The organism is Actinokineospora iranica, from assembly GCF_900101685.1.
GTDB classification, from domain to species: domain Bacteria; phylum Actinomycetota; class Actinomycetes; order Mycobacteriales; family Pseudonocardiaceae; genus Actinokineospora; species Actinokineospora iranica.
In genome coordinates this window covers 26,694-49,770 of sequence record NZ_FMZZ01000011.1, presented here as the reverse complement: position 1 = coordinate 49,770, position 23,077 = coordinate 26,694, and the positions used below count along the sequence as shown (strand labels likewise).

The 23,077-nt window shown below is 69.2% G+C and carries 27 protein-coding genes; 3 read left to right on the top strand and 24 right to left on the bottom strand.

All coding sequences use genetic code 11. The features are described 5' to 3' along the window. Window positions 1-16 precede the first annotated feature (16 nt). Window positions 17-610 carry a TetR/AcrR family transcriptional regulator gene (locus tag BLS56_RS21380; protein WP_091453845.1) on the top strand — a complete coding sequence of 198 codons (594 nt, stop codon included), beginning with the start codon at window positions 17-19 and terminating at the stop codon, window positions 608-610. A gap of 437 nt (window positions 611-1,047) precedes the next feature. Here the strand turns inward: BLS56_RS21380 and BLS56_RS32405 are convergent, their stop codons facing one another. The 4 genes from BLS56_RS32405 to BLS56_RS21360 form a co-directional block, all read right to left on the bottom strand. Continuing rightward, window positions 1,048-1,320 carry a hypothetical protein gene (locus tag BLS56_RS32405; RefSeq protein WP_228771819.1) on the bottom strand — a complete coding sequence of 91 codons (273 nt, stop codon included), beginning with the start codon at window positions 1,318-1,320 and terminating at the stop codon, window positions 1,048-1,050. 639 nt (window positions 1,321-1,959) lie between these two features. Further along, window positions 1,960-2,793: a helix-turn-helix domain-containing protein gene (locus BLS56_RS21370; RefSeq protein ID WP_175482968.1), complete on the bottom strand. Its 834-nt coding sequence runs from the start codon at window positions 2,791-2,793 to the stop codon at window positions 1,960-1,962. Between the two features lie 239 nt (window positions 2,794-3,032). Continuing rightward, window positions 3,033-3,329 carry a DUF4229 domain-containing protein gene (locus tag BLS56_RS21365; protein WP_091453841.1) on the bottom strand — a complete coding sequence of 99 codons (297 nt, stop codon included), beginning with the start codon at window positions 3,327-3,329 and terminating at the stop codon, window positions 3,033-3,035. 10 nt (window positions 3,330-3,339) lie between these two features. Continuing rightward, complete coding sequence (locus BLS56_RS21360) at window positions 3,340-3,798, bottom strand: Lrp/AsnC family transcriptional regulator (protein ID WP_091453839.1); 459 nt, start codon at window positions 3,796-3,798, stop codon at window positions 3,340-3,342. Between the two features lie 155 nt (window positions 3,799-3,953). Between BLS56_RS21360 and BLS56_RS21355 the strand changes: the two genes are divergently transcribed. Both BLS56_RS21355 and BLS56_RS21350 read left to right on the top strand, forming a co-directional pair. Then, a complete protein-coding gene (locus BLS56_RS21355) occupies window positions 3,954-4,169 on the top strand; it encodes a BldC family transcriptional regulator (protein ID WP_091453837.1) in 216 nt (71 codons plus the stop codon). 80 nt (window positions 4,170-4,249) lie between these two features. After that, the gene (locus BLS56_RS21350) at window positions 4,250-4,444 is read left to right on the top strand and encodes a hypothetical protein (protein WP_091453834.1); all 195 of its coding nucleotides are present in this window, start codon (window positions 4,250-4,252) and stop codon (window positions 4,442-4,444) included. Between the two features lie 84 nt (window positions 4,445-4,528). Here BLS56_RS21350 and BLS56_RS21345 read toward each other — a convergent pair whose 3' ends face one another. From BLS56_RS21345 to BLS56_RS21255, 20 genes are all read right to left on the bottom strand, one after another. Next, window positions 4,529-5,701 carry a MinD/ParA family ATP-binding protein gene (locus BLS56_RS21345; RefSeq protein ID WP_407640545.1) on the bottom strand — a complete coding sequence of 391 codons (1,173 nt, stop codon included), beginning with the start codon at window positions 5,699-5,701 and terminating at the stop codon, window positions 4,529-4,531. A 681-nt stretch (window positions 5,702-6,382) separates the two neighbouring features. Next, window positions 6,383-7,333 carry a c-type cytochrome biogenesis protein CcsB gene (gene ccsB / locus BLS56_RS21340; RefSeq protein WP_091453829.1) on the bottom strand — a complete coding sequence of 317 codons (951 nt, stop codon included), beginning with the start codon at window positions 7,331-7,333 and terminating at the stop codon, window positions 6,383-6,385. After that, a complete protein-coding gene (resB, locus tag BLS56_RS21335) occupies window positions 7,333-8,829 on the bottom strand; it encodes a cytochrome c biogenesis protein ResB (protein WP_091454279.1) in 1,497 nt (498 codons plus the stop codon). The genes ccsB and resB overlap by 1 nt, the downstream gene beginning before the upstream one ends. Before the next feature lie 47 nt (window positions 8,830-8,876). Beyond that, complete coding sequence (locus tag BLS56_RS21330) at window positions 8,877-9,647, bottom strand: cytochrome c biogenesis CcdA family protein (RefSeq protein WP_456049127.1); 771 nt, start codon at window positions 9,645-9,647, stop codon at window positions 8,877-8,879. A 73-nt stretch (window positions 9,648-9,720) separates the two neighbouring features. Next, a complete protein-coding gene (locus tag BLS56_RS30785) occupies window positions 9,721-10,701 on the bottom strand; it encodes a hypothetical protein (protein ID WP_139190884.1) in 981 nt (326 codons plus the stop codon). Window positions 10,702-10,820: 119 nt separating this feature from the next. Then, a complete protein-coding gene (locus BLS56_RS30780) occupies window positions 10,821-11,768 on the bottom strand; it encodes a hypothetical protein (protein ID WP_139190882.1) in 948 nt (315 codons plus the stop codon). After that, on the bottom strand, window positions 11,752-12,153 hold the full coding sequence (locus tag BLS56_RS30775) for a hypothetical protein (RefSeq protein WP_139190880.1): 402 nt from the start codon (window positions 12,151-12,153) through the stop codon (window positions 11,752-11,754). The genes BLS56_RS30780 and BLS56_RS30775 overlap by 17 nt, the downstream gene beginning before the upstream one ends. Window positions 12,154-12,292: 139 nt before the next feature. Next, window positions 12,293-12,859 (bottom strand): TlpA family protein disulfide reductase, encoded by a 567-nt coding sequence (locus tag BLS56_RS21315; RefSeq protein WP_091454276.1) that lies wholly within the window; start codon window positions 12,857-12,859, stop codon window positions 12,293-12,295. 2 nt (window positions 12,860-12,861) lie between these two features. After that, window positions 12,862-13,491, bottom strand: a complete 630-nt coding sequence (locus BLS56_RS21310) for a histidine phosphatase family protein (protein WP_228771818.1) — start codon at window positions 13,489-13,491, stop codon at window positions 12,862-12,864. Further along, window positions 13,488-14,807, bottom strand: a complete 1,320-nt coding sequence (hemL, locus tag BLS56_RS21305) for a glutamate-1-semialdehyde 2,1-aminomutase (RefSeq protein WP_228771817.1) — start codon at window positions 14,805-14,807, stop codon at window positions 13,488-13,490. The genes BLS56_RS21310 and hemL overlap by 4 nt, the downstream gene beginning before the upstream one ends. A 36-nt stretch (window positions 14,808-14,843) precedes the next feature. Continuing rightward, window positions 14,844-15,170 carry a hypothetical protein gene (locus BLS56_RS21300; protein ID WP_139190878.1) on the bottom strand — a complete coding sequence of 109 codons (327 nt, stop codon included), beginning with the start codon at window positions 15,168-15,170 and terminating at the stop codon, window positions 14,844-14,846. A gap of 13 nt (window positions 15,171-15,183) precedes the next feature. Further along, the gene (locus BLS56_RS21295; RefSeq protein ID WP_091453816.1) at window positions 15,184-15,561 is read right to left on the bottom strand and encodes a hypothetical protein; all 378 of its coding nucleotides are present in this window, start codon (window positions 15,559-15,561) and stop codon (window positions 15,184-15,186) included. A 139-nt stretch (window positions 15,562-15,700) separates the two neighbouring features. Next, window positions 15,701-16,258, bottom strand: a complete 558-nt coding sequence (locus tag BLS56_RS21290) for a hypothetical protein (RefSeq protein WP_091453813.1) — start codon at window positions 16,256-16,258, stop codon at window positions 15,701-15,703. 58 nt (window positions 16,259-16,316) lie between these two features. Continuing rightward, entirely contained in the window at window positions 16,317-16,766 is a 450-nt protein-coding gene (locus tag BLS56_RS21285; RefSeq protein ID WP_091453810.1) for a hypothetical protein, read from the bottom strand. After that, window positions 16,763-17,278 (bottom strand): hypothetical protein, encoded by a 516-nt coding sequence (locus BLS56_RS21280; RefSeq protein WP_139190876.1) that lies wholly within the window; start codon window positions 17,276-17,278, stop codon window positions 16,763-16,765. Before BLS56_RS21280 ends, BLS56_RS21285 begins: the two co-directional genes overlap by 4 nt. A gap of 34 nt (window positions 17,279-17,312) precedes the next feature. After that, the gene (gene hemB, locus BLS56_RS21275; RefSeq protein ID WP_091453806.1) at window positions 17,313-18,290 is read right to left on the bottom strand and encodes a porphobilinogen synthase; all 978 of its coding nucleotides are present in this window, start codon (window positions 18,288-18,290) and stop codon (window positions 17,313-17,315) included. Between the two features lie 61 nt (window positions 18,291-18,351). Continuing rightward, window positions 18,352-19,884, bottom strand: a complete 1,533-nt coding sequence (locus BLS56_RS21270; protein ID WP_091453803.1) for a bifunctional uroporphyrinogen-III C-methyltransferase/uroporphyrinogen-III synthase — start codon at window positions 19,882-19,884, stop codon at window positions 18,352-18,354. A 21-nt stretch (window positions 19,885-19,905) separates the two neighbouring features. Beyond that, window positions 19,906-20,865: a hydroxymethylbilane synthase gene (hemC, locus tag BLS56_RS21265; protein WP_091453802.1), complete on the bottom strand. Its 960-nt coding sequence runs from the start codon at window positions 20,863-20,865 to the stop codon at window positions 19,906-19,908. Continuing rightward, window positions 20,865-22,184 (bottom strand): glutamyl-tRNA reductase, encoded by a 1,320-nt coding sequence (locus tag BLS56_RS21260; RefSeq protein ID WP_091453799.1) that lies wholly within the window; start codon window positions 22,182-22,184, stop codon window positions 20,865-20,867. Before BLS56_RS21260 ends, hemC begins: the two co-directional genes overlap by 1 nt. Beyond that, window positions 22,181-22,993 carry a redox-sensing transcriptional repressor Rex gene (locus BLS56_RS21255; protein ID WP_091453798.1) on the bottom strand — a complete coding sequence of 271 codons (813 nt, stop codon included), beginning with the start codon at window positions 22,991-22,993 and terminating at the stop codon, window positions 22,181-22,183. Before BLS56_RS21255 ends, BLS56_RS21260 begins: the two co-directional genes overlap by 4 nt. Between the last annotated feature and the right edge of the window lie 84 nt (window positions 22,994-23,077).

The following is a 23,077-nucleotide window of genomic DNA, read 5'->3' as shown; positions in this document are numbered from 1 at the left end:
CGGTTAGGCTGGGCCGGTGCGTGAGCAAGAGCAACGTCCCGGCCGTCCTCGTAGCGAGCGGGCGCATCGAGCGATACTCCAGGCCGCGCGTGCGCTCCTGACCGACGAAGGACTTCCCGGACTCAGCGTCGACGCGATCGCCGCCCACGCCGGAGTCAGCAAGAACACGATCTATCGGAGATGGCCGAACAAGGCCGCCGTCCTGATGGACGCCTTCACCGAAGCGACCAGCGCCAAACTGGAACCTCCCCGCGAGGGGACGGCGCTCATGCGATTTCGCGGTCAGGTGCACCGAGTCGCACAGCTGATGAGCGAGCCTGCCGCACGCAGACCGTTCGTCGCGCTAGTCGCGGCGAGCCAACACGACCCCGAACTCGCCACAGCCCTCCGCGAGAGGTTCGTCGCGACTCGACGAGCCGTCGCCATGGGCATCATCAAGGAAGTCCAGCAGGAGCACCCGACCGCCAGTCCCATGGACCCCGACGTCCTCATCGACCTCGTCTACGGAGCCCTCTACTACCGACTGCTCATTACGGGACAAGACCTTGACGCCGCCTCAGTCGACAAACTCCTCGACGCCGTCCTCGGCCCCAACCCCGAGAACACGTGAGCCCCCCTCGACACCCCAACGCTCGAACCTTGATCTCAGCCGGTGATCGCGCCACCGTGTGCGAGCAGGAGTTCGTTCATCTTCTCGACCGGCTTGTGCCAGCCGAGGGTTTGCGGGGACGGCCGTCGAGTTGGCGGGCGACGGCGTCGAGGTGGGCCCGGGAGCGCACCGACAGGTCCGTGCCCTTGGGGAAGTACTGGCACAGCAGTCGGTCGGTGTTCTCGTTCGTGCCGCGCTGCCCCGGGCTGTGCGGGTCGGCGGAAATGCACGGGCATGCCGGTCGCCATGGTGAAGGTGGCGTGGTCGGCCATCTCACTGCCCTGATCCCCCGTGAGTGACTTCCGCAGGAACTCGGGCAGGGTTTTCATCTTGTTCGCCAACAACAACGCCACCCGATCCGCCGAGCGGCCGTGCGGGACCCGGATCAGCACCACGAATCACGTTTGGCGCTCCACCAAGGCCAGGATCTGCGACTTGCACACCGCGCCAAGAACGAGGTCGCTCTCCCAGAACCCAGGCACCGCCCGGTCCTCGGCCTCCTTGGGGCGTGCGCTGATGTCGACCATGCCCACGATCAGGTCACGCCGCGGCCGCTTGGCCGACGAGGACACCCGCCTGGCCCGCCCGGACCGCAACGCCCGGTAAATGATCGCCCGCAACTCGCCTTCGCCCTGCACGAACAGGGCCTGGCAGATCGCCTCGTGCGACACGTGCATCTCCGAGTCACCGGGATATTCGTTTCATCCTGGTCGCGATCTGCCGCCGCAACCACAACTCGACCAACCCCGCCACCACCTAATCCCGCAACCGGCCATCGCGCTCCAACTTCCGCGGTTTCGGCCGCGCCCGCATCACCCTCGCACGCGAGCCGGCCCGAAACACCCAATACCCGTCCCTGCCCCCATCCCGCGCGACCTCACGCGCGACCACCGAATGACGCCGACCCAACACCCGACCAATCGAACGGAACGCCCCACCAGCCCGCAACTCCCGCGAAATCGTCCCTGATCAGCATGACTCACCACCACACGACACGCCACCACCGATTTCCACCCACTCACACACCATGAAAATCACCCCACAGCCGGCGCATCGCACCCTGGAGGTCAAGGTGCGACATCGTGGTTGATCAGGAGGTGGTTGAGTTTTTCGGTGGGGGTGGCCCAGCCCAGTGTCATCGCATTCACCCTGGCAGCGCGGCGGCAACGAAAACACCGACGGATTGCACGTCAACAGGGTTGCGATCCGGTCATGCCCCGGGACCCTGTTCGCTCTGGGAGTGTGCCGACAGGCCGGTGCCTTTCGGGAAGTACTGGCGTAGCTTCTCCCTCCTTACGTCGCTCCATGTCTCACAACCTTTCCATGGTTTGCCTTATGACACCTCGACTTTCCGGGCCGGACAGGGCTATGCGATCGAGTTCAGCGCGCAAGGTCAGGTAAGGACTGACCTCGGCGTCGTGGAGGTAGATTGTGCTGTTCATCAGCTCGATGTGAACGACGGGCGGGTCTTGGGGGAACTCCAAAAGTAACCAGGAGTGGATCAGCGCCGCGGTCGACACGTGTGCGCGAACCACTCGGATGCTGTGCCCCTGGGTATGCGCGTCGTGCAGGTGTTTCAACTGGCCTTTGAGGACTTCCGCGCCACCGACCAGCACGTGCAGAGCGGTCTCGTGGATGTAGGCCACGTAGTCGAGCGTCGGCAAGCGCTTCTGTCGGTTCAGGCGCGCCGTCCAGCGTGTTCGCGCTTCTTCTGGAGTCGCGCCGTCCTTGGCCATGAAGTTTGTCGAGTATTCCTCCGTCTGCATCATGCCGGGGATCACGCCCAGCGACCAGTTCGTCAGTGCTCTTGCCGATGACTCGTAGCCCGCCAACGTGTCCGCGTCGTGCGACACGCCGGGGAGGGGTCGGGACCACCAGCCTGCTTGGCCATTCGTGGCGCGGGCGGCGTTGACCAACGCGTTCCGTTGGTCGGCGGGGATGCCGTAGATGGCCAGCAAGGCGGCCGTGTCCTCGCTGGTGATGTGGCGCTTGCCGGTCTCGGTCCGGCTGAGCGTCGCTGTGGACCAGCCCATGGCCGCTGCCGCTTGGCCTAAGCCGAGCGTTGTCCGCTCCTGTCTGATGATCCTCAGTTGCGCGCCAAGCGTGCGGTCGCGCGCCTGCGATGACTTTCGTTGCCCGGACACCCCACATGCCTTTCCACCCACGGATATTGAGGCTTGCCCGCCGACTTCGAGTCGGAAAGGTTCGCCTGAGACGGGAGAGACTGTGGTTGCCGTGCGCCTATTTGACGAACTGGAGCGTCCTGGCCACGTTCTTAACTCTTGCTCTCGAGTTCATTCTGCCAGGAATGCGGTGGTCGTCCAGCAAGATCCATCGAAAGAGCTAAGCCCTTGGACCTAGGTCCAGCCGTTGACCTGGGGATTCAGTTCGCGTCCGGGTCGGTTTCGCCGCGGAGTTCGGCGCGGAGGCGGTCGCGTTCGGCGTCGCGGTCGGCGTGGCGTTCGGCCAGGCCCGCGGTGACGCGGTTGTTCAGGCCGCGGAACAGCAGCAGGCCGAGCGGGAAGCCGACGACGACGGCGATGGCCAGGCTGACCAGCAGCGGGACGTCGAACAACAGCAGCACGCCCCCGACGGCGGCCACGAGGACCAGCCGCAGCACGGTGTAGAGCGCGATGTCGCGGCCCAGGTGCGTGTCCGGTTTACCCTGCTCCTCTTGCACGTCCTGGAGGCTACTCGGCGGCCAGGTCGGCGGTGTTGGGCCTGCCCTCGAACCGGGTCGACAGCACTACCGTGGACCGGGTGCGGGCCACGCCCTTGATCCGGCGGAGCCTGCCCAGCGTGTGCTCCAACTCGTCCACGGTGGCGACCCGGACCTTGACCACGAACGCCTCGTCGCCCGCCACCCGATAGCAGGACTCGACCTCGGGCAGCTCGCCGAGAGCGTCGGCGACCTCTTCGTCGTCGGCGGTGTCGGTCGGGTGGATGCCGACCAGCGCGGTGACCCCGAGGCCGACCGCGCGCGGGTCGACCACGGCGTGGTACCCGACGATCACCCCGGAGGCTTCCAGCTTGCCCACCCGCTCGTGCACGGCGGACGCGGAGAGCCCGACCTGGCGGCCCAGTTCGGCGTAGGTGGCGCGGCCGTTGGTGCGCAGCGCCGCGATGATGCGGCGATCGACAGTGTCCACGCGGGCAGCGTACGGCGTGGGCGACCGGTGTCCGAACCGGCCGATTTGTCCCTTACTACCTCTTTACCATCACCCAACCGTTCGAGTACCTGACGGGCGAAGTGCCACGATGATCCTGGTTTACCCGACCACGCGGAGCGAGCAAGGAGACGGCAATGACAGTTGCGCACGTCGGAGAGCGGTTGCTGACCCCCGGCGAGGTCGCCGCGCTGTTCCGGGTCGACCCGAAGACGGTGACCCGCTGGGCGACCGCGGGCCGCATCGGGTCGATCCGCACCCCCGGCGGCCACCGCCGCTTCCGTGAGTCGGAGGTCAAGTCCCTGCTCGCCGAACTGACCACCGAGGCCACCGAGCAGGCCGAGCGCGGCTGATCTGTTGACGAGGCACACACCCACGAAACAGACAAAGGGGTTAACCTCGAACACCTAATCGGTTCGGGAGGTGGCTTCGCATGTTGTATGTCCTCGCCGCGGTCGGCGCGCTGACCATCGCGGTCCTGCTGTGGCGGGCGTTCGGGGTGCAGACAGCCAGTGTGTCCTCGCGTCGCACCGCCCCGATCGCCCCGGACGACGACCCCGAGTTCCTGCGCGGACTCGACAAGTTCCGCAAGCGGGACGAGGACGGTCTTCCGCCCAACGGGTCTTGACGGCCCCTGTGTCTGACAGCGGGTAGCGACACTCCCGCCAGACCCGAGACCCTGGTCTGGTGGGAGTCGGTGGCGGCTACCCGGTCAGCGGGTGCGGCCGAGTTCGTTGGGGAAGTCGTCGGCCACGGTGGCGGCCATTTCCAGGAGGGCGAGCCGGGTTGCCGGGGCCAGGCGGTCCAGTTCGATCTCGGCGCCTTCTTCGAGGTGGGGGTCGAAGGGGATGCGGCAGACGGCGCGGCAGCGGGAGCCGAAGTGCTGGGCCAGCTTGTCCAGGTCGACCGAGCCGGAGCGGGGGCGGACGGAGTTGATCACCGCGACCGAGCGGGAGACCAGGTCGCGGTAGCCGTGGGCGTCCAGCCAGTCGAGGGTGGCCGAGGCGCTGCGGGCGCCGTCCACCGAACCGGATGAGACGATGACCAGGGAGTCGGCGATCTCCAGGACGCCCTTCATCGCCGAGTGCATCAGGCCGGTCCCGCAGTCGGTGAGGACGATGTTGTAGAAGTGCTCGAGCAGGGCGACCGTGCGGCGGTAGTCGTCCTCGCTGAACGCCTCGGAGACAGCGGGGTCCTGTTCGCTGGCGAGGACTTCAAGGCGGCTGGGGCCCTGGGAGGTGTAGGCGCGGATGTCGCTGTAGCGGCGGATGCGGTCGGCGTCGCGCAGCAGGTGCCGGACGGTGGCGGTGGTCTCCAGCGGGATCTTCTGGCTCAGAGTGCCGCGGTCGGGGTTGGCGTCCACGGCGATGACGCGGTCGCCGCGCAGCGAGGAGAACGTCGAGCCGAGGGTGGTCGTGGTGGTGGTCTTGCCCACGCCGCCCTTGAGGCTGAGCATCGCGATCTTGTAGCAGCCGCGCAGGGGCTGGTTGACCCGGGCGATCAGCTGCCTGCGGAGGATGTCCGCCGGGCTCTCGCCGGGGTTGATCAGGTGGCCGCTGGCGACGTAGACGGCCTTGCGCCAGCCCGACTGGGGGGCGCGCTTGGCCTGCTTGAGCAGGCGGGCCGAGGACAGTTCGTCGCCGTGCGGGGTGAGGCGCTGCTGCGGGGGCTGCTGCTGGTGCTGCGGGCCCGACGGGGTGGGCTCGACGTAGTAGCCGGGGTTGACCGGGTAGGGACCGGACTGGCCGGGGTTCACCGGGTACGGGCCGGACTGCGCCGGGTTGACCGGGTACGGGCCGGATTGGGTCGGGTTGACCGGGTGCGGGCCGGACACGCCCGGGTGCTGGGGGTTGACCTGGTGGGGGCCCGATGCCGACGGGTTCACCGGGTACGGGCCGGAGCCGACCTCGTAGGGGCCCGACTGGCCGGACGCGACCTGGTGCGGACCGGACTGGGTGGCGCTTACCTGGTGCGGACCGGACTGACCGCCGCTTACCTGCGGGCCGGGCTGTCCGCTGACCGGGAAGCTGGGCTGATTGGCCGCGTAGTGCGCGCCGGTCTGCGCGACCCCCGAGTCGGGCGTCGCGCTTACCTGGTGCGGACCGGATTGACCTGCCGCCGCATAGTGCGCGCCCGTGCTTGCCTGGCCAGACTTACCGGCGGGGGCATAGTGCGCGCCGGACAGCGTCTCATCGATCGGGTGCGCGCCGACCTCGTACGGGCCGGACTGGCCGGACGCCACCTGGTGCTTGGGCGCGTGGCCCGCCGCTGCGTCCGCCTGGTCCCCGGTCAGGCCCGGGTGCGCCGTGGAATCGGTGGCGGCGTCGTCATCAAGATGGGTGTCGCCGATTTCGGGGTTGGGGCCGAACTCCTGGGCGTCCGCACCCTCGGACGCCGCCTGCGGCCGCCAGGCCACCTCGGACTCCTCTTGCCGTCCAGTCACCCCTGCGACTCCTCCTGCAAGCGTCGAGCGGGGAGTTCCCCGATCTCTTGCGACGGTAGTCGCTTACCGCTGGCGACACAGAAAGGGGGGTGATGCGGTTCGCACGAGCAACCGCAGGTCGGGCTAGGCGTAGGAGTGCAGGCTCGTGACAAGGAGGTTGATGAAGAACAGGTTGAACACGACCATGGCGAACCCGATCGTGTTAATCAGGGCCGCGCGGCTCCCGCGCCAGCCCGCGGTGGCGCGGGCGTGCAGGTAACCGGCGTAGACGACCCACGCCACGAAGGCCACGGTCTCCTTCGGGTCCCAGCCCCAGAACCGGCCCCAGGCGGCCTCGGCCCAGATGGCGCCGCAGATGATCCCGAACGTGTAGATCGGGAACGCGAAGATCGTGGTGCGGTAGGCGAGGCGGTCGAGGGTGTCGGCGTCGGACAGGCGCGGGCCCAGCCGGGCGAACTTCGCCGGGTCGGCGTCGTGCTTGACCTTCACCAGGTAGAGCAGGCTGACGACGCCGGGCACGAGGAACAGGCCGCTGGAGGCCGCGGCGGCGGAGACGTGGATGACCAGCCAGTAGGACTGCAGGGCTGGCTGGACGGGGGCGGCCTCGGTGTAGAGGACGGTGCCGCCGAGGAACATCAGGATCACGATCGGGGTGAGCACGAACGCGCCGAGCCTGCGCACGTCGAACTTGCGCATCAGCACCAGCCAGGTGACGACCGCGACCAGCATGGCCGCCGCCCCGTACTCGTACATGTTGCCCCACGGGGCGCGCTCGGTGGCCAGGCCGCGCAGCACCAGCGACGCCAGGTGCAGGACCGCGCCCAGGACGGTCAGCGCGACGGCCATCCGGCCGAACCGCTCGGGCCTGCTCCGCGTCGGCACCTCGGTGATCAGACCGATCTGGGGGGTGGCGGGCGCACCAGCGTGGACGAGTTCGCGGGCGGCTTCGGACTTCTTCGCCGCGCGGCCGAACGCCTGCTCGACGGTGTAGAAGATCATCGCGAACACGTAGACCAGGGCGGCGGCGCCGAAGCTCCAGTCGCTGTAGCTAGCCAGCGTCTCGTTGACGGGCATCAGGTATCCCTCCGGGGACTGAGCAGCCGCGCTGCGATCCTGCTGAACTCCTCGCCGTAACCCGCCTGGTCGGTGCGAGCGAGACCGCCGACTGCCACTACCGTACGGCCCTCGTCGTCGGGGGCCGCGCGCACCCAGAGCCTGCGCCGCTTGACGACGAGCGACGTGCCCAGGCCGAGGATCATCACGACCGCGGACACCAGCACCCACAGTTGCGTCGGGTCGTGGGAGACCTGCAGGTTCACCCAGCGTTCGACGCCGTCGAAGCGGACCTTCGTGCCGTCGTCGAGGGTGATCTCGCCGCCGGGCTTGAGGTTCTGCCGGGCGACGCGGGTGAGCCTGCCGCTGTCGACCAGCGACCGGTCCACCTCGAAGATCGACTGGCTGCGGCCGGAGTCGAGGCCGGTGTCGCCACGCAGGACGTCGACGGCGACGGCGGGGTCGGTCAGGTCGGGGAAGCTGGAGGTGAGGACCTTGTCGTGGATGAGGGCGGTCGGCGCGAACAGGCCGGTGACCGCCAGCTGCCGCGTGCGGCGCTCCCCGGAGTCGGTGACCCCGGGCGGGTCGAACTTGGTGGCGCCCTCGGAAAGCAGCGTCAGGGTGTCGACGGGGCGCCACTGCATGGTCTGGGTGCGGCGCTGCCCGTCGGGGAAGGTCACGGTGAAGGTGGGCGCGTAGCCCTGGCCGAGCAGGTAGACGCGGTCGCCCGCGAGCCGCAGCGGCTCGTTGACACGCAGGTCGTAGGGGTGCCAGCGGCCCGCGGCGAGGTCGTCGCCCGCCTGGTAGCGGATCTTCACCAGGAACTGGTCTACCTGGCCGTTGGGCAGGTAGCCGACGGTGAAGTCGTCCACCCGCACGCAGAACGGGTGCAGTCCGGTGCCGTCGACGGTCAGGCCGGGGCGGAACGAGTCGTAGTTGGCAGGCGCAGCGTTGCAGTGCTCCCCTGAGCCGTCGGCGAGCACGATGACCTGGCCCTCGTAGTTGAACATCTTGCCCAGGGCCAGGGCGACGATCAGGCCGAGCATGGCGAAGTGGAAGACCAGGTTGCCCGCCTCGCGCAGGTAGCCGCGCTCGGCGCTGAGGCTGCGCGCGCCGCCTGCTTCGTCCCGCTCGGCCAGCCGCCAGCCGCGCAACTGGGCGCGCGCGTCGGCCATGACCTGCTCGGGCGTGGCGTCGGCCGTCACCGTCGCGTGGTGCGGGAGGCGGGCCAGGTTGCGGGGGGTCAGGACCGGCTTGGCGCGCAGGGCCTTGGCGTATTCGGTGGTGCGCGGGACAAGACAGCCGACGAGAGAGATGAACAGCAGCAGGTAGATCGCGGAGAACCAGACGCTGCCGTACACGTCGAAGAACTGGAGCCGGTCGAGCAGCGTCCCCCACCAGCCGTGCTCGGCGATGTACTCCCGCGTCTTGCCCGCGTTCAGCGACCGCTGCGGCAGCAGCGCGCCGGGCATCGCGGCGAGGGCGAGCAGGAACAGCAGCACCAGGGCGGTGCGCATGGACGTCAGGCCGCGCCAGGTGTTGCGCGAGAACGCGAGTGCGCGCCTCACAGGGGCAGCTTCACGTCGTTGACCACGGTGTTGCGCAGCCAGGAGACCAGGTCGCCCCACAGCCCGGTGACCAGCAGCACCCCGACGACGAACAGCATCGCCCCGCCGACGATCTGGATGACGCGGCCGTGGGCGCGCAGCCAGGCCGTGGCCCGCACCGCCCAGCGCGCGCCGAGCGCGATCAGCAGGAACGGCAGGCCGAGGCCGAGGCAGTAGACGACCACCAGCAGGTACCCCCGGGCGGCGTTGCTGCCGGTGGACGCGGCGATCGTCATGACACCGGAGAGCGTCGGCCCCAGGCAGGGCGTCCAGCCGAGCGCGAAGATGCCGCCGAGGACGGGGGCGCCCGCGAGACCGAAGCGGGGGGTCTTGTGGATGCGGATGTCCTTCTGCATCCCCGGGACGAGGCCGATGAACACCAGCGACATCGCGATGGTCAGCACCCCGCCGACCCGTTGGAGGGCCTCGGAGTTGAAAAACAACCCGTCGGCGAGCCAGACCAGGCTGCCGATGGTGGCGGCGAACACGGCGGTGAAACCGAGGATGAACAGGGTCACCGCGCCCAAGACGCGGTAACGGCCCTTCTTACGGTCCTCGTCAGTGTCAACGGCGGGGGCTTCGGCACCGACAAGAGCGGCCAGGTAAGCGAGATAACCGGGGACAAGAGGCACAACACAGGGGGACGCGAAGGAGATCAACCCGGCGAGCATCGCCACCGCACTGGCAAGCAGCAGCGGGCCGGATATGGCGAGCTCCGTCGGGTCCACCCGATCAGGGTAAGGAATGCCTGCTGAGAGCCGATGGGCGGTGGCCTGGTGAGGGGCGCAGGTCACAACCCGGTCAGGAGAAGCGCTTGGCCACGACGTCGGCTACGGCTCGGTCCAACTCGGGGGCTTTGCTGGAGTCGACCTCGTACGCGGCCGCCACACCACGGCCGGGCAGGAAGTAGGCGACAACGCACATCAACCCGATCTTGGAGCCGGGAACCGGCAGCAAGCACAGACGGCGCTGCTCTTTGGTGCTTGCGATCGTGGCTGGGCGGCCTGCCACGGTGGTCCCAAGCCCGCCTGCGGTGTGCGTGCCGTCAGTGAGGTCGCTGTCGTAGTACACCGCAACCTCGATCACCACAGTGTGCGACGACTCGACTAAGTAACATCGCAGTGGCTCGCCTACCCGGCTGCCAAGGACGGGCGCGAAACCCGAGGAGAATACGCCGAAGGCGTCGCGCGTGATCTCGCAGGCGACCCGCGCGTCCCCCGCCGCGGCGGCGAAGGCAGCTTCCGGACCGATAGGAACCGGGACAGCAGTGCTGGGCTGACAGGTCATGCCGAAGGGGAAATCGACGCAGGCCCCGATCAGCGCGACGTCCGGCTCGCTTCGGAACACCAGCGCACCCAGCTTGCCGACCGCCACCTCACCCGCAGCCTTGACCGAGGCGCAAAGGTCGCCTTGTGATCTTGGCCCATCCCGGCCGACGATCGTCACGGCCACCTCGAAGGTCGCCGGGATCGCAACCTGACACTGCCCGACCCCCGGCCCTGAAGTCAGGTAAGCGGTGGCACCATTGAGGACAAGCGACGCGGCATTGTACTTCTGGATCCGGTCAAACCGGTCATCGACATCGACTATGAACCGACTATCTCCCGCTCCCTTGGAAATTGCACACTTGTGCGCTTCCGGTGGCTCGGGTGTAGTCCCTGCTGGGAATCCAATAGCCGTCGGGTCAAATAACACGCAGGGATTGAGCGCGCGCAGTGCCTTGACAACGGTACCCTCGTCACGGTCCTTCGGCACCTCGACTTCCGGATATTGCACGGCCACCGGCCGAGCCCGCTCCGGCTCCGCACCGTCCGATGAGCACCCGACCGCAGTGACAGCCAGGACCAATGCGAGAAACCACGCTCGATTCATCGGCCCAATCCCACGTATGATCATTCGGTTTACCCCGGCAGCTTCGGCATGTCCACCAGTCGCCCGGCGAGCCTCGTGAGGTCGTCGTTCAATCTGTCAATCTCTGCACGCACAAGCCGCAGGATCTCTGCTTGAGCAACGAAGTAGTCGTCAACAAGCTTGCGCCATGTGGTGCCGCCGATTTCCGGCCCGCCGCTATCAAGCGTCTTGTCAATCACGGCGGTCATTCCAGCCGCCCAAGCAGCCGCCGCGGTTCCTCCGGACACGTAGGTGAGCGCCGCCCCGGAAATCGCGACCAGAGCCTTGATCAGCACTTTTTCCAGTGGGTTCTCATTCGCATAGAACTTTCGATGAAAAGCATCCACGAGTTTACCCATGGCATTGTTAAGGCTTTTTCGAGCGGCATCGATCACCCCGCCATATTCCAACAAGACTGCGGCCAACTCGACAGCAATCCGGTTGAAATCCTTCATAAAATCATCGATAGCGCCCAGAAACTCTCCAGCACGCAGACCAGCGGAACCTTCCCATACTTGCCGAAGATCCTCAAATTGCCCGCTCAGTTTCCCAATCCAGTCATCATTCTTCCAGGAAGTATCACATAGCCCCTTGAACACCTTGCTAAGGTCGCAATATTCGCCATCGAGGTGTTGCCCGGAGAGAGCTAGGGCCGGATCAAAGAACTGCTCGATGTAACAACCTTCAATCACCGACTCGAATGGGTAGTACTCCGTCGGCTTGACCGGGTCCGGAACCAAGGGGCCATTTGGGTCAATACTGTTGTCTTTTATAGGAAGATTGCCACGCGACTCAACCTTGGTGCCATCTCCTAAGATAATCATCCGGTCATAGTGATGCTCTTCCGGGTGAAGAAGCCACTCAACCCAGGCGGCTATCTCACCTACGTGCCCGAATTCGCTGTCAACTCCCGTGGCCGCCGAGTGGTAAGGGTCAGGACTCCTATCTGGTGGTGCCATCGGAGTTCAACCTCGTTTCCAGACCTCCGGCAAGACGAGTTAGCGAATGCGCGGCGTCCGCCTCTTGCTGCATGTACGCAGCGTTCGTTTGTAGCAGTTTATCGCGAAAATCGCTCACAATGTGTACTAGATTCTGCTGCCGTTCAGTCATCGTACCATGCACATCAAAGAAGGTGTCCAGCATTCGCCGACATGCGTCAGTAAATTCATGACCACCCGCAAGCAGAGGTTTCCCTAGCATTTGGGTATACGAAACACCGGTATCAGAGTAAAGCCTGCTTGCTACAAGATCGAAATTCTCCAAGGCAGGAGTGACCGTCTCATTTACATAGCGATCAAAAGCCTCAGACGAGGTCGAGTATCCCCCGGTCCCCTCGTGATCCACTTCGCCTCCTAGCAGCCATCCAGCCGTACTGCGACGTCGACTTGTCCGCACGAAGGGTAACCGTCCGCATACGAGCTGACTGCCGATCGAATGACCAGTGACGTTACTCACAAACATGATCCCCGGGGGCGGGCAATCGCTACTCGGCTGAGAGGCGGTCTATTACCGGGGTGAGGTCCTCTACCAGGAGTTCGCGGAGGTAGGCGGCGGCTACGTTGCCTTGTTTGTCTATGACGAAGGTGGCCGGGACAACCGTGCGGGGGTAGCCCTTGAGGACCAAGAGGGTGCGACCGGAGGGGTCGTAGATGGAGGGGTAGGTCAGGCCGCGGTCGCGGACGAAGTCCTGGGGGACTTCGCGTTGGTTGTCGCGGAAGTTGATGCCGAGGACTTGGACTCGGTCGGGGTAGGTTTCTTGGATTTTTTGGAGTTGGGCGGCTTCGGTGCGGCAGGGGGCGCACCATTGGCCCCAGACGTTGAGGATTACCACCTTGCCTCGGTAGTCGGTCAGGGAGAGGCGTTTGGTGTCGTCCATCAGGTCGCTGCCGGAGAGGTCCGGGAGCGGTTTGCGGTCGGGGCCGTCGTAGAAGATTTCCGTTTTGCCGCCTGGGGAGACGAAGACGAACTCCGAGCTGTTCGTGTTCTCTCCGGTTGCGCAGCCGGTCAGGGCCAAGGCGAGGGCCGCTATGGCTGCCAGGAGGGCGCGCATGGTCACGCGCCCGTCTTCCTGGGGTCGCTGGAGCCCGCTGGTTCCGAGTAGCGGATCTCGACCAGCTGCTCGTCGTCGAAGACGAGGCTGGTGAGGGAGGCCAGGGAGCACTCGCGGCGGGCGGGGTGGTGCCAGAGGCGTTTGCCCTCCAGGTAGCGGCGGATGGTCCACACCGGCAGCTGGTGGGACACGCACACCGCTTCGTGGCCGTCCGCCGCTTCGCGGGCGCGGTGGACGGCGCCGAGCATCCGGTGCGCGATCTCCAGGTACGGCTCGCCCCAGGACGGGGTGAACGGGTTGCGCAGGTGGGGCCAGTTGCGGGGGGAGCGCAGCGCGCCGTCGCCCACCGAGACCTTCTGGCCCTCGAAGACGTTGGCGGACTCGATGAGGCGGTCGTCGGTGGCGATCTCCAGGCGGTGGGAGCCCGCGATGGGGGCCGCGGTCTCCTGCGCGCGTTGCAGGGGGGACGCCACGACGTGGGTGATGTCGCGGTCGCTCAGGTGCTCGGCGACGGTGAGGGCCTGGCGTTTGCCGGTCTCGGACAGGCGGAAGTTGGGGAGCCTGCCGTAGAGGACGCCGGTGGGGTTGTGGACTTCGCCGTGGCGCAGCAGGTGGACGACGGTCTTGCTCACGCTGGCTCCTTCGCCGCCGCCGCCGCTGCCGCCGCGTGCGGGAGGGCCTCGGCGATCTGGGTGAACGCGTCGTCGTCGAGGACGGCGTTGACGAACCATGCCTCGAAGGCGCTGGGCGGGGCGTAGACGCCGCGGTCGAGCAGGGCGTGGAAGAACGGCGGGAACCGCCAGGTCTGCGCGGCCTTGGCGCCCGCGTAGTCGACCACGGGGTCTTCGGTGAAGAAGACGCTGACCAGGTTGCCCGCGAACTGCACCCGGTGCGGCACGCCCGCCTCGGTCAGCGCGGTGGTGAGCAGCGCGCCGAGCTGGGTCGCGTTGGCGTCCAGGGCGCGGTAGACAGTCTCGTCGGCTGCGCGCAGCGTGGCCAGGCCCGCGGCGACCGCGACCGGGTTCCCGGACAGGGTGCCCGCCTGGTAGACCGGGCCGGACGGGGCGAGCGCGGCCATGATCTCCGTGCGCCCGCCGAACGCGGCGGCGGGCAGGCCGCCGGACATGACCTTGCCGAAGGTGTAGAGGTCGGCGACGACGCCCTCGATGCCGAACCAGCCCGCCGCGGAGACGCGGAAGCCGGTCATCACCTCGTCCATGATCAGCAGCGCGCCGTTGGCGGAGGTGAGCTCGCGCAGGCCCTCGTTGAAGCCGGGGACCGGGGCGATCGCGCCCATGTTGCCCGCGGCGGCCTCGGTGATCACCGCGGCGATCGTCTGGCCGTGCTCGGCGAAGGCGGCGCGGACCGCGTCGATGTCGTTGTAGGGCAGCACGATGGTGTCTTCGGCCTGCGCGCCGGTGACGCCCGGCGTCGTGGGCAGGCCCAGGGTCGCCACGCCGGAGCCCGCCTCGGCGAGCAGCGCGTCGACGTGGCCGTGGTAGCAGCCAGCGAACTTCACGATCCGGGTGCGGCCGGTGAAGCCGCGGGCCAGCCGGATCGCGCTCATCGTGGCCTCGGTGCCGGAGTTGACCAGCCGGACCTGGTTGACCGGGGCGACCCGGCCGATGATCTCCTCGGCGAGGTCGATCTCCCCCGCCGTCGGCGTCCCGAACGACAGCCCGTTGCCCGCCGCGGCGCGCACCGCCTCGACCACGGCCGGGTGCGCGTGCCCGAGGATCATCGGGCCCCACGACGAGACCAGGTCGACGTAGCGGTTGCCGTCGGCGTCCCACAGGTGCGGGCCCTGGCCGCGGACCATGAACCGGGGGATGCCGCCCACCGCGGAGAACGCCCGCACCGGGGAGTTCACCCCGCCCGGGGTGACCGCCTTCGCGCGGTCGAACAGCGTGGCCGAACCGCGCACGTGCGCCTGGGTCTCAGCTTCCACGGGGCCAGTCTCCCAAATCAGGTCGAGTGTCCGCGCTCACGTACGCCGGGAGCGGGCCCGCACGGCCAGCGTGACCTGCCGCACGGCGTCGAGGACGACGACCAGCGCGAGGGTGCCCGCGGCGACCGCAGCGCCGATCCAGTTGCCCTCGTAGCGTTCGAAGGCGAGGTCGGGGCGCTCGGCGATCGGGGTCAGCGGCACCGTTCCGCGCGACCACAGCCACACCGCGAGCCACACCAGCAGGGCCGCGGCGACCAGTTCGGCAGCCGCGACCAGCGCCCGCTTCGGCTCGTTGAGGCCTGCCGTGCCCACCGGCCAGGCCAGGTCAGGGGCCTCGGGCTCGCTCGTCCCCGCTGCTGTCACGTCGGTCAGCCTCTCATGGCTCGGTCGCCCTGGGCGCGGTGGCCGCGCCGGGCCGGCCCGGGTCGGCGAAGTGCTCCCGGACGTCGACCCGCAGCAGCAGGACGACCACGGCGACCCAGAGCGTGATCAGCAGCGCGCCGACGTAGGCGGCGGCGCCGTGGCAGAGCGCGTTGGCCGCGGCGGGCGCGCACAGCGCCCCGACCGGGGCGGTGACCAGGAACGCGTAGCGGGCCCAGGCCTGCCCCGCGCGCAGCGGCAGGGCGAGGACGAGTGCGACGACGGCGGACAGGCCCGCGCCGAACCCCAGATAGCCCAGGGGCCGGTCGGACAGGAACAGCAGGGCGCCCGCGAGCGCGGCGGCGGCCAGCGAGCCGTAGCAGGCTCCGGTCACCGCACCGGGTCTGGAACGGGGCGAATCGGGCGGGGAGGCGGTCATGCGAACTATGTAGTCCCCGGAGACACCCGTGTTACGAGGTGTACTTAACGGTCGTTCGCGCGTCCCGAACCGCCCCGCCCGCCGTCGGACGCGGTCAGCTGGCGCGCTTGGCCGCGTCGAAGTACGCGGAGGACTCCTTGGTGTACATGAGGTAGATCGCGGTGCCGACCAGGGCGATCTGCACGATGCCGACCACCGTTTCGAGCGCGCCCTGCCCGCCCGCGGCCAGGCCGTAGAGGGCGTAGAGCAGGCCGAGGCCGCCCAGGATCGCCAGGGTCAGCCGCGCCCAGTTGCGGCCAGCGCGCATCTTGAACGCGAACAGCAGGTAGAGGCCGAAGAACAGGAGCGCGAAAAATCCGGTGAAAATGAGCGCGGCAGTGACCGCGGTGTCGACATCGGCCTCGGTGAAGGGCCTGCCCGTGTCCTCGAACGATTTCCTGGCCGCCTCGCGCGTCGCGTCCTGGCCGAACACGAGGGTGAGGACGAACCCGAGCAGGCTCAGTCCTGCGCTGACCATCCACAGGGTGAAGGCGGTGTCGACCTGCTTGGGGCGGGCGGGCGTCTGCGGCAGGGATCGCGGGTCGACCGGCGGCGCGGTCGGAAACGGCTCGTAGGGGTCGTTGGGTTGGGGGCCGGGTCCACTCGTTGTCATAACTGAGAAACTATTAGCTTGCCTGGCCCGGTGCACAGCGACTTGGCGACATCGACGATCACGATTTCCGCTCGACCAGTGGCTTCAGCGCCTCGGTCAGGTCCTCCGGGTACCGCGCCCAGGCCAGCACCACCGACCCGTCATCCAGTTCCACCGGCACCTCGGTCGTCTTGCGCGGCACGGTGAAACCGCCGCCGAGCGGTTTCGCGCCCGCGGGGGCCTCGACACCGGTGACCTTGGCGATGCGCCCGACCGGCAGCACTTCCCGCCCCTGGCGCAGCGAGGTGGCGGTCAACGTGACCGCGCAGACCTTTCGCCGAGCGTTCACCCAGCCCGCGGTCATCAGCGTCAGCAGCGCGCCTACCAGCACCCAGGTAAGGCCGTGCACCACACCGGTAGTGGCTTCCAGGCCCGCGCCGACAGCGGAGAACAGCGGCCCCCACAGCACCGGCCACCAACTCGAACCGGGCTCCAGGTAGTGGATGGGCGCTTCGGGCTGCCCGCTCACCGTTCGTCGCTCTCGGCGAAGAACCGCCGCGCCGTGGGCATGTAGAGCATCCCCAGCCCGACGATCACCAGCAGCGCGCTGATCAGCCCGTAGATCGTGACCCGGCCGAACGAGTACTCGAACAGGCAGGCGATCACGCCCACGACCAGCAGCAGCGTCCGGGCCTTGCGCGCGCCGCGGCGCGCGTGGTGGGCCAGCAGCAGGAAGAGCCCCAGGAACATCAGCGAGCCCAGCAGCAGCCACCAGGACAGGCCCACCGCGACCTGCATGACGTCGACCGACTTCATCTCGGGCGTCACGCGCTTCTGGTTCTCGGCCCACTCTTCGCGCAAGATGAAGAAGAGGATCGAGCCGATCAGGCCGATCAGCCCCGCGCTGACCCAGACCCAGAACGCGACCCGCACGACCCGCGGCGCGTCCGTCCGGGCGTGGCCCGAGTCCGCTGCCTCGGCCGCGGTCGGCATGACCGGCTCGTCCCGCGGCGCGGGGTCCGATTCGTCTGGTGTGCTCACGGCCCGAACATACCTGCCGGGTTCCGGGCCGGTGTCAGTGCTCGCGCAGCCAGCCCGCGGCCTCGGCCGCCCAGTAGGTCAAGATCACATCGGCGCCCGCGCGGCGGATCGAGGTCAGGGTCTCCAGGACGGTGCGCCTGCGGTCTAGCCAGCCGTTGGCGGCGGCGGCCTCGACCATCGCGTACTCACCGGAGACCTGGTAAGCGGCTACCGGGACGTCGGAAAGCTCGCGGACGGCGCGGATGACGTCGAGGTAGGCCAAGGCGGGCTTGACCATGACCAGGTCTGCGCCCTCGGTGAGGTCGAGTGTGACCTCCCGCAGCGCCTCACGGGCGTTGGCCGGGTCCTGCTGGTAGGTCTTACGGTCGCCGGTTAGCTGCGAGTCAACGGCCTCACGGAAAGGGCCGAACAGGGCGGAGGCGAACTTTGCCGAGTACGCCAAGAGGCCGATATCGTGGTGGCCCGCGGTGTCCAACGCCTCGCGGATAACGCCGACCTGGCCGTCCATCATGCCGCTGGGGCCGAGCAGGTGCGCGCCCGCCTCGGCCTGGGCCAGGGCCATGTCGGCGTAGACGGCGAGGGTGGCGTCGTTGTCGACTTCGCCGTGCGCGTCGAGGACACCGCAGTGGCCGTGGTCGGTGAACTCGTCCAGGCACAGATCGGCCATCAGCACCGTCTCGTCGCCCAACTCGGCCCGCAGGTCGCGCAGCGCGACGTTGAGGACACCGTCCGGGTCGACGCCGCCGGAGCCCACCGCGTCACGGGTCTCGGGGACGCCGAAGAGCATGATCCCGCCGACCCCGGCGCGCACCGCTTCGACGGCGGCCTTGCGCAGCGTGTCGCGGGTGTGCTGGACGACCCCGGGCATACTGCCGATGGGCGTCGGCTCGGTCGCGCCCTCCTTGACGAACATCGGCAGCACTAGCTGCCGGGGCTCGACGGCGGTCTCGGAGACCATGCGCCGCAGCGCCGGGGTGCGGCGCAGCCTGCGTGGCCGGTGGTTCGGAAACATCTTCAGACCTCCCCAAAAAGCCGCGGGCGGCGTGCCCCCTGCACACCGCCCGCGGGTGGTACTAGCGCCTCGCGCGCTTGGTCTTGCGCGGCGGCGGCAGTGCGCCCTCCGCGCGCAGCCGCGCCGCGTGCTCGGCGAGCGCGTCGACCAGGGCGGGCACGGTGGCGTGCTCGGGCTGGACGTCGACCCGCAGGCCGAACTCCCGGGCGGTCTCCGCGGTCTTGGGGCCGATACAGGCCACCAGGGTCCGCGCGTGCGGCTTGCCCGCGATGCCGACCAGGTTCCGCACAGTGGACGACGAGGTGAAGCACACCGCGTCGAACCCGCCGGTCTTGATCATCTCGCGGGTCTCGGCGGGCGGCGGCGCGGCGCGGACGGTGCGGTACGCGGTCACGTCATCGATCTCCCAGCCGCGGTCGCGCAGACCGGCGGCCAGGGTCTCGGTGGCGATGTCCGCGCGCGGCAGCAGCACCCGCTCCACCGGGTCGAGGATGTCGTCGTACGGCGGGAAGTCGGCCAGCAGGCCCTCGCTGGACTGCTCGCCCGATGGCACCAGCTCCGGGTTGATGCCGAACGAGCGCACCTTCGCCGCGGTGGCCTCGCCGACGCAGGCGATCTTGACGCCGGAGAACGCGCGGGCGTCGAGGCCGAACTCGGCGAACTTCTCCCAGACCGCGCGCACGGCGTTGGTCGAGGTGAAGATCACCCACTGGTAGCGGCCGTCGACCAGGCCCTTGACCGAGCGCTCCATCTGCGCCGGGCTGCGCGGCGGCTCGACGGAGATCGTCGGCACCTCCGAGGGGATGGCCCCGTGCAGGTGCAGGCGCTCGCTCATCTCGCCAGCCTGGTCCTTGGTGCGCGGCACCAGCACGCGCCACCCGTAGAGCGCGCGCGACTCCCACCAGGACAGCTTCGAGCGCTGCGACACGGCCGCGCCCACGGTCACCACCAGGTGCCCGGAGATCTCGCCAGCGTCGGCGGCCAGCGAGGCCAGCGTGGTGTCGATGGTGCGCTGGCTGGAGCCGGTGCCGTCGGCGGTCACCGCGACCGGGGTCTGCGCCGCGATGCCGTGCTCGACCAGCGACGACGCCGCCTCGGCGAGGTGGCTGGCGCTGGCGTGCAGCACGATCGGGCCGGGCACGCCAGCCAGGCCCGCCCAGTCGATGTCGCCGCGCACGTCGACCTCGGTGTGCGTGGAGCCGAGCGCGATGCCCGCGTAGGCGGGGACGGCGGTGGCGGCGGAGACGCCGGGCACCACGTCGAACACCGCGCTGGTCCGCGCGACGGCTTGCGCCTCGGCGACGACCGCTGAATGCGTCAGCGGATCGCCCGCGACCAGTCGCACGACGACGCGGCCTGCCTTGGCCTCGCCCGCGAGGTCCTTGGCGACGTCGGCTGGTTGCCCCACGGCGGGGCGGACTTCGGCACCGGGGCAGGCGAACGCCAGCACCCCGGAGGGCACGTCCGGGTCGGTAACCACGAGCTCCGCGCGTTCGAGCAGCTCTTTGGCTCGAACGGTGAGCAGCCCGGCGTCGCCGGGGCCGGAACCCACGAAGGCGACGCGACCGGGGGACTTGCGTGCACGGGTGGTCATGTCAGGCCACTTCCTCATCAACTACGCCTCGGGACCGGAGAGCACCCCGGCCCCGAGTTCCAGCAGCTCGGCGGCCAGCGCACGACCGAGCTGCTCTCCTGCGGTCAGGTCACCGGTGGCCGAGGCGCGCATGATCTCGACGGGCCCGGTGGGGTCGCCGTCGGCCAGGTACGCGGCGGCTACCCCGCGCAGCGACAGGCGGTAGACCACCTGGTCGTCGCTGTCGAGGTCTTCCACGACATCGGCCAATGCGCCAACCGGCGCGCTGCAGCCCGCTTCGAGCGCGGCCAGCATGGCGCGCTCAGCGGCCACAGCGGCCCGGGTGGCTTCATCGTCTACAGTGGACTGGAGTAGGTGCTCGACGTCGACGTCGTTCACCCGGCACTCGATCGCCAGGGCCCCCTGCGCAGGCGCGGGCAGCATCTGGATCGGGTCCAGGGTCTCGGTGATCTCGTCGAGCCTGCCCAGCCGGGCCAGGCCCGCGCGGGCGAGCACGACCGCGTCGACCTCGCCTTCGCGCACCATCTTGATCCGGGTGTCCACGTTGCCCCGGATGGGCACGATCTCGTGGCCGAAGCCCAGCGCGTGCAGCTGCGCGGCGCGGCGCGGCGAGCCGGTGCCGATGCGCGCGCCCGGCGGCAGCTCGCCCAGCGTCAGCCCGTCGCGGGCGACCAGCGCGTCGCGCGGGTCCTCGCGCGGCGGCACACCGGCGAGCGAGAGCCGCGGGTCAGGGGCGGTCGGCAGGTCCTTGTACGAGTGCACGGCCACGTCGACCGTGCCGTCGGCGAGCGCGTCGCGCAGAGCGGAGGTGAACACGCCGATCCCGATCTCGGCGATCGGGGCGGACGAGCGGTCGCCGGGGGTGGACACGACGACGATCTCGGTCTTCGCGCCCGCTTTCTCCAGCGCGTCGGCGACCGTGCCGGTCTGCGCCAGGGCGAGCGCGCTGCCGCGCGTGCCGATTCTGATCACGCGTTCCATCAGCGACCACCGTCCACGGGCGTCTCGAAGGGGGCGGCCACGGCGGCGGGCGCCTGCGGGTCGAGCTGGAACAGCTCGCGCAGCGCCTCGGCGTAGCCCGTGCCCGCGGGGCCGGAGGCGAGTTCCTTGACCCGGACCGTCGGGGTGTGCAGCAGCTTGTCGACCACGCGGCGGACCGTGCGGGCCAGCTCGGCGCGGACCGGGTCGTCCAGCTCGGGCAGCCGGGCGTCCAGCCGCAGCAGCTCGGCGTCGACCACCTCGGCGGCCCGCTTGCGCAGCGCCGTGACGGTCGGGGTGACCTCGGCGGAGCGCTGCGCGGCCAGGTAGGCGCGCACCTCCTCGGCGACGATCTCGCCCGCGCGGCGGGTGTCGATGCCGCTGGGCGCCTCGGCGAGCCTGCGCTGGAGGCTTTCCAGGTCGACCACGCGCACGCCCGCGATGCCGGCGACGCCGTCCTCGACGTCGCGCGGCAGGCCGAGGTCGCAGATGACCAGCGGCCGGTCGGCAGGCCGGGCGGTGACCGCGTCGACCCGCACGACCGCGCCCACCGCGCCGGTGCAGGAGATCACGACGTCGGCGTCGGCGATCCGCTCCCGCAGGCCGTCGAGCGCGACGGCGGCCGCGGGCACGCCCTGCTCGCGCAGCGACGCGGCCAGGCGCTCGCCGTTGCCCTGGGAGCGGTTGGCGACGACGACCTCGCCGATCGCGGCCCGGCGCAGCGCGGCCGCGGCCAAGCCGCCCATCGACCCGGCGCCCACGATCAGCGCCGTGCGGCCAGCGAGCCCGCCGAGGGCTTCCTCCACGTCGGCCAGCGCCTCGGACACGACCGAGCCGCCCGCCTGGTCCAGGCCGGTGTCGGTGTGCACCCGCTTGCCGATGCGCAGCGCCTGCTGCACCAGCTCGTGCAGGGTGCGGCCCACGGTGCCCGCCTCGCGGGCGGCGCCGTAGGCCAGCCGGACCTGGCCGAGGATCTGCGACTCGCCGACGACCATGGAGTCCAGGCCAGCGGCGACGGTGAACAGGTGCTGGGCCGCGGCGGCGGCGTAATGCACGTAGAGGTGGTCGTAGAGGGCGGAGACGTCCTCACCGGAGTGCCGCGCGAGCACGCCGACGATGTCGGCCAGCCCCGCGTGGAACGCCTCGACGACCGCGTAGACCTCGACCCGGTTGCACGTGGTGACCAACACGGCTTCGGAGACGTTGGCGCACGCCAGCAGGTCGTGCAGGACCTTGGGCACGTCGACGGCCGAGACGGTGACGCGTTCGAGGACCCGCACCTCCGCGGTGCGGTGCGACATCCCGACAGCGAGAACGCTCACGACACCACCATCCCGTTGACCTGCAGATCCGGACCCATCCCAGCCACCCCGTCACCCTGGGCCGCGTCGTCGGCCCGGCGCGCCACGTGGAACGACAGGACCTGCAACTCGACCGCCAGGTCGACCTTGCGGACCTCGACGTGGTCGGGCACCTGCAGGACGACGGGAGCGAAGTTCAGAATGCACTGAACTCCCGCTTCGACCAAACGGTCGCATACCGCCTGGGCGGCGGGCGGCGGCGTCGCGATGACCCCGATGGACACCTCGCGCTCGGCGCAGACCCTCGGGATGTCATCGATGTGGTCGACCGGGATCCCGCCGACGGGCACGCCGACGAGGTCGGGATCGACATCGAACAGAGCTGTCACGGGGAAACCTCGTCCAGGAAACCCGCCGTAGTTGGCGAGGGCATGTCCGAGGTTACCGATTCCGACCACCGCGACGCTGTGTTTCCGGGTCAACCCGAGAATCCGCTCGATCTCCTCGATGAGCACCACGACCTCGTAGCCCACGCCCCGGGTGCCGTACGAGCCGATGTAGGACAGGTCCTTGCGCAGCTTCGCCGAGTTGACCCCGGCGGCGACGGCGAGTTCCTCGCTGGACACGGTGCCCGCGCCCTGCTCCTGCATCCCGGACAGCACCCGCAGGTAGACCGCGAGCCGGGCCACCGCGGCCTCGGGAATCGCGCGGGCCCGATCACGCGCGGCGGGCACCTCCGCGACCCTCGGGATCGGCGTCGTGATCTCGGCGGCGGTCGGGGCGGGCGGGGTGTCGCCGACCCCGTTCCGCTGGCCTCGCTGTGCCGCCACGCTGCTACTCCTCGACAGATTTCGTCTCCGGGTCTGCCACCACGGTACCGCTTGTGAACGTGTGCACAAAGTTGGTGGCCAGGG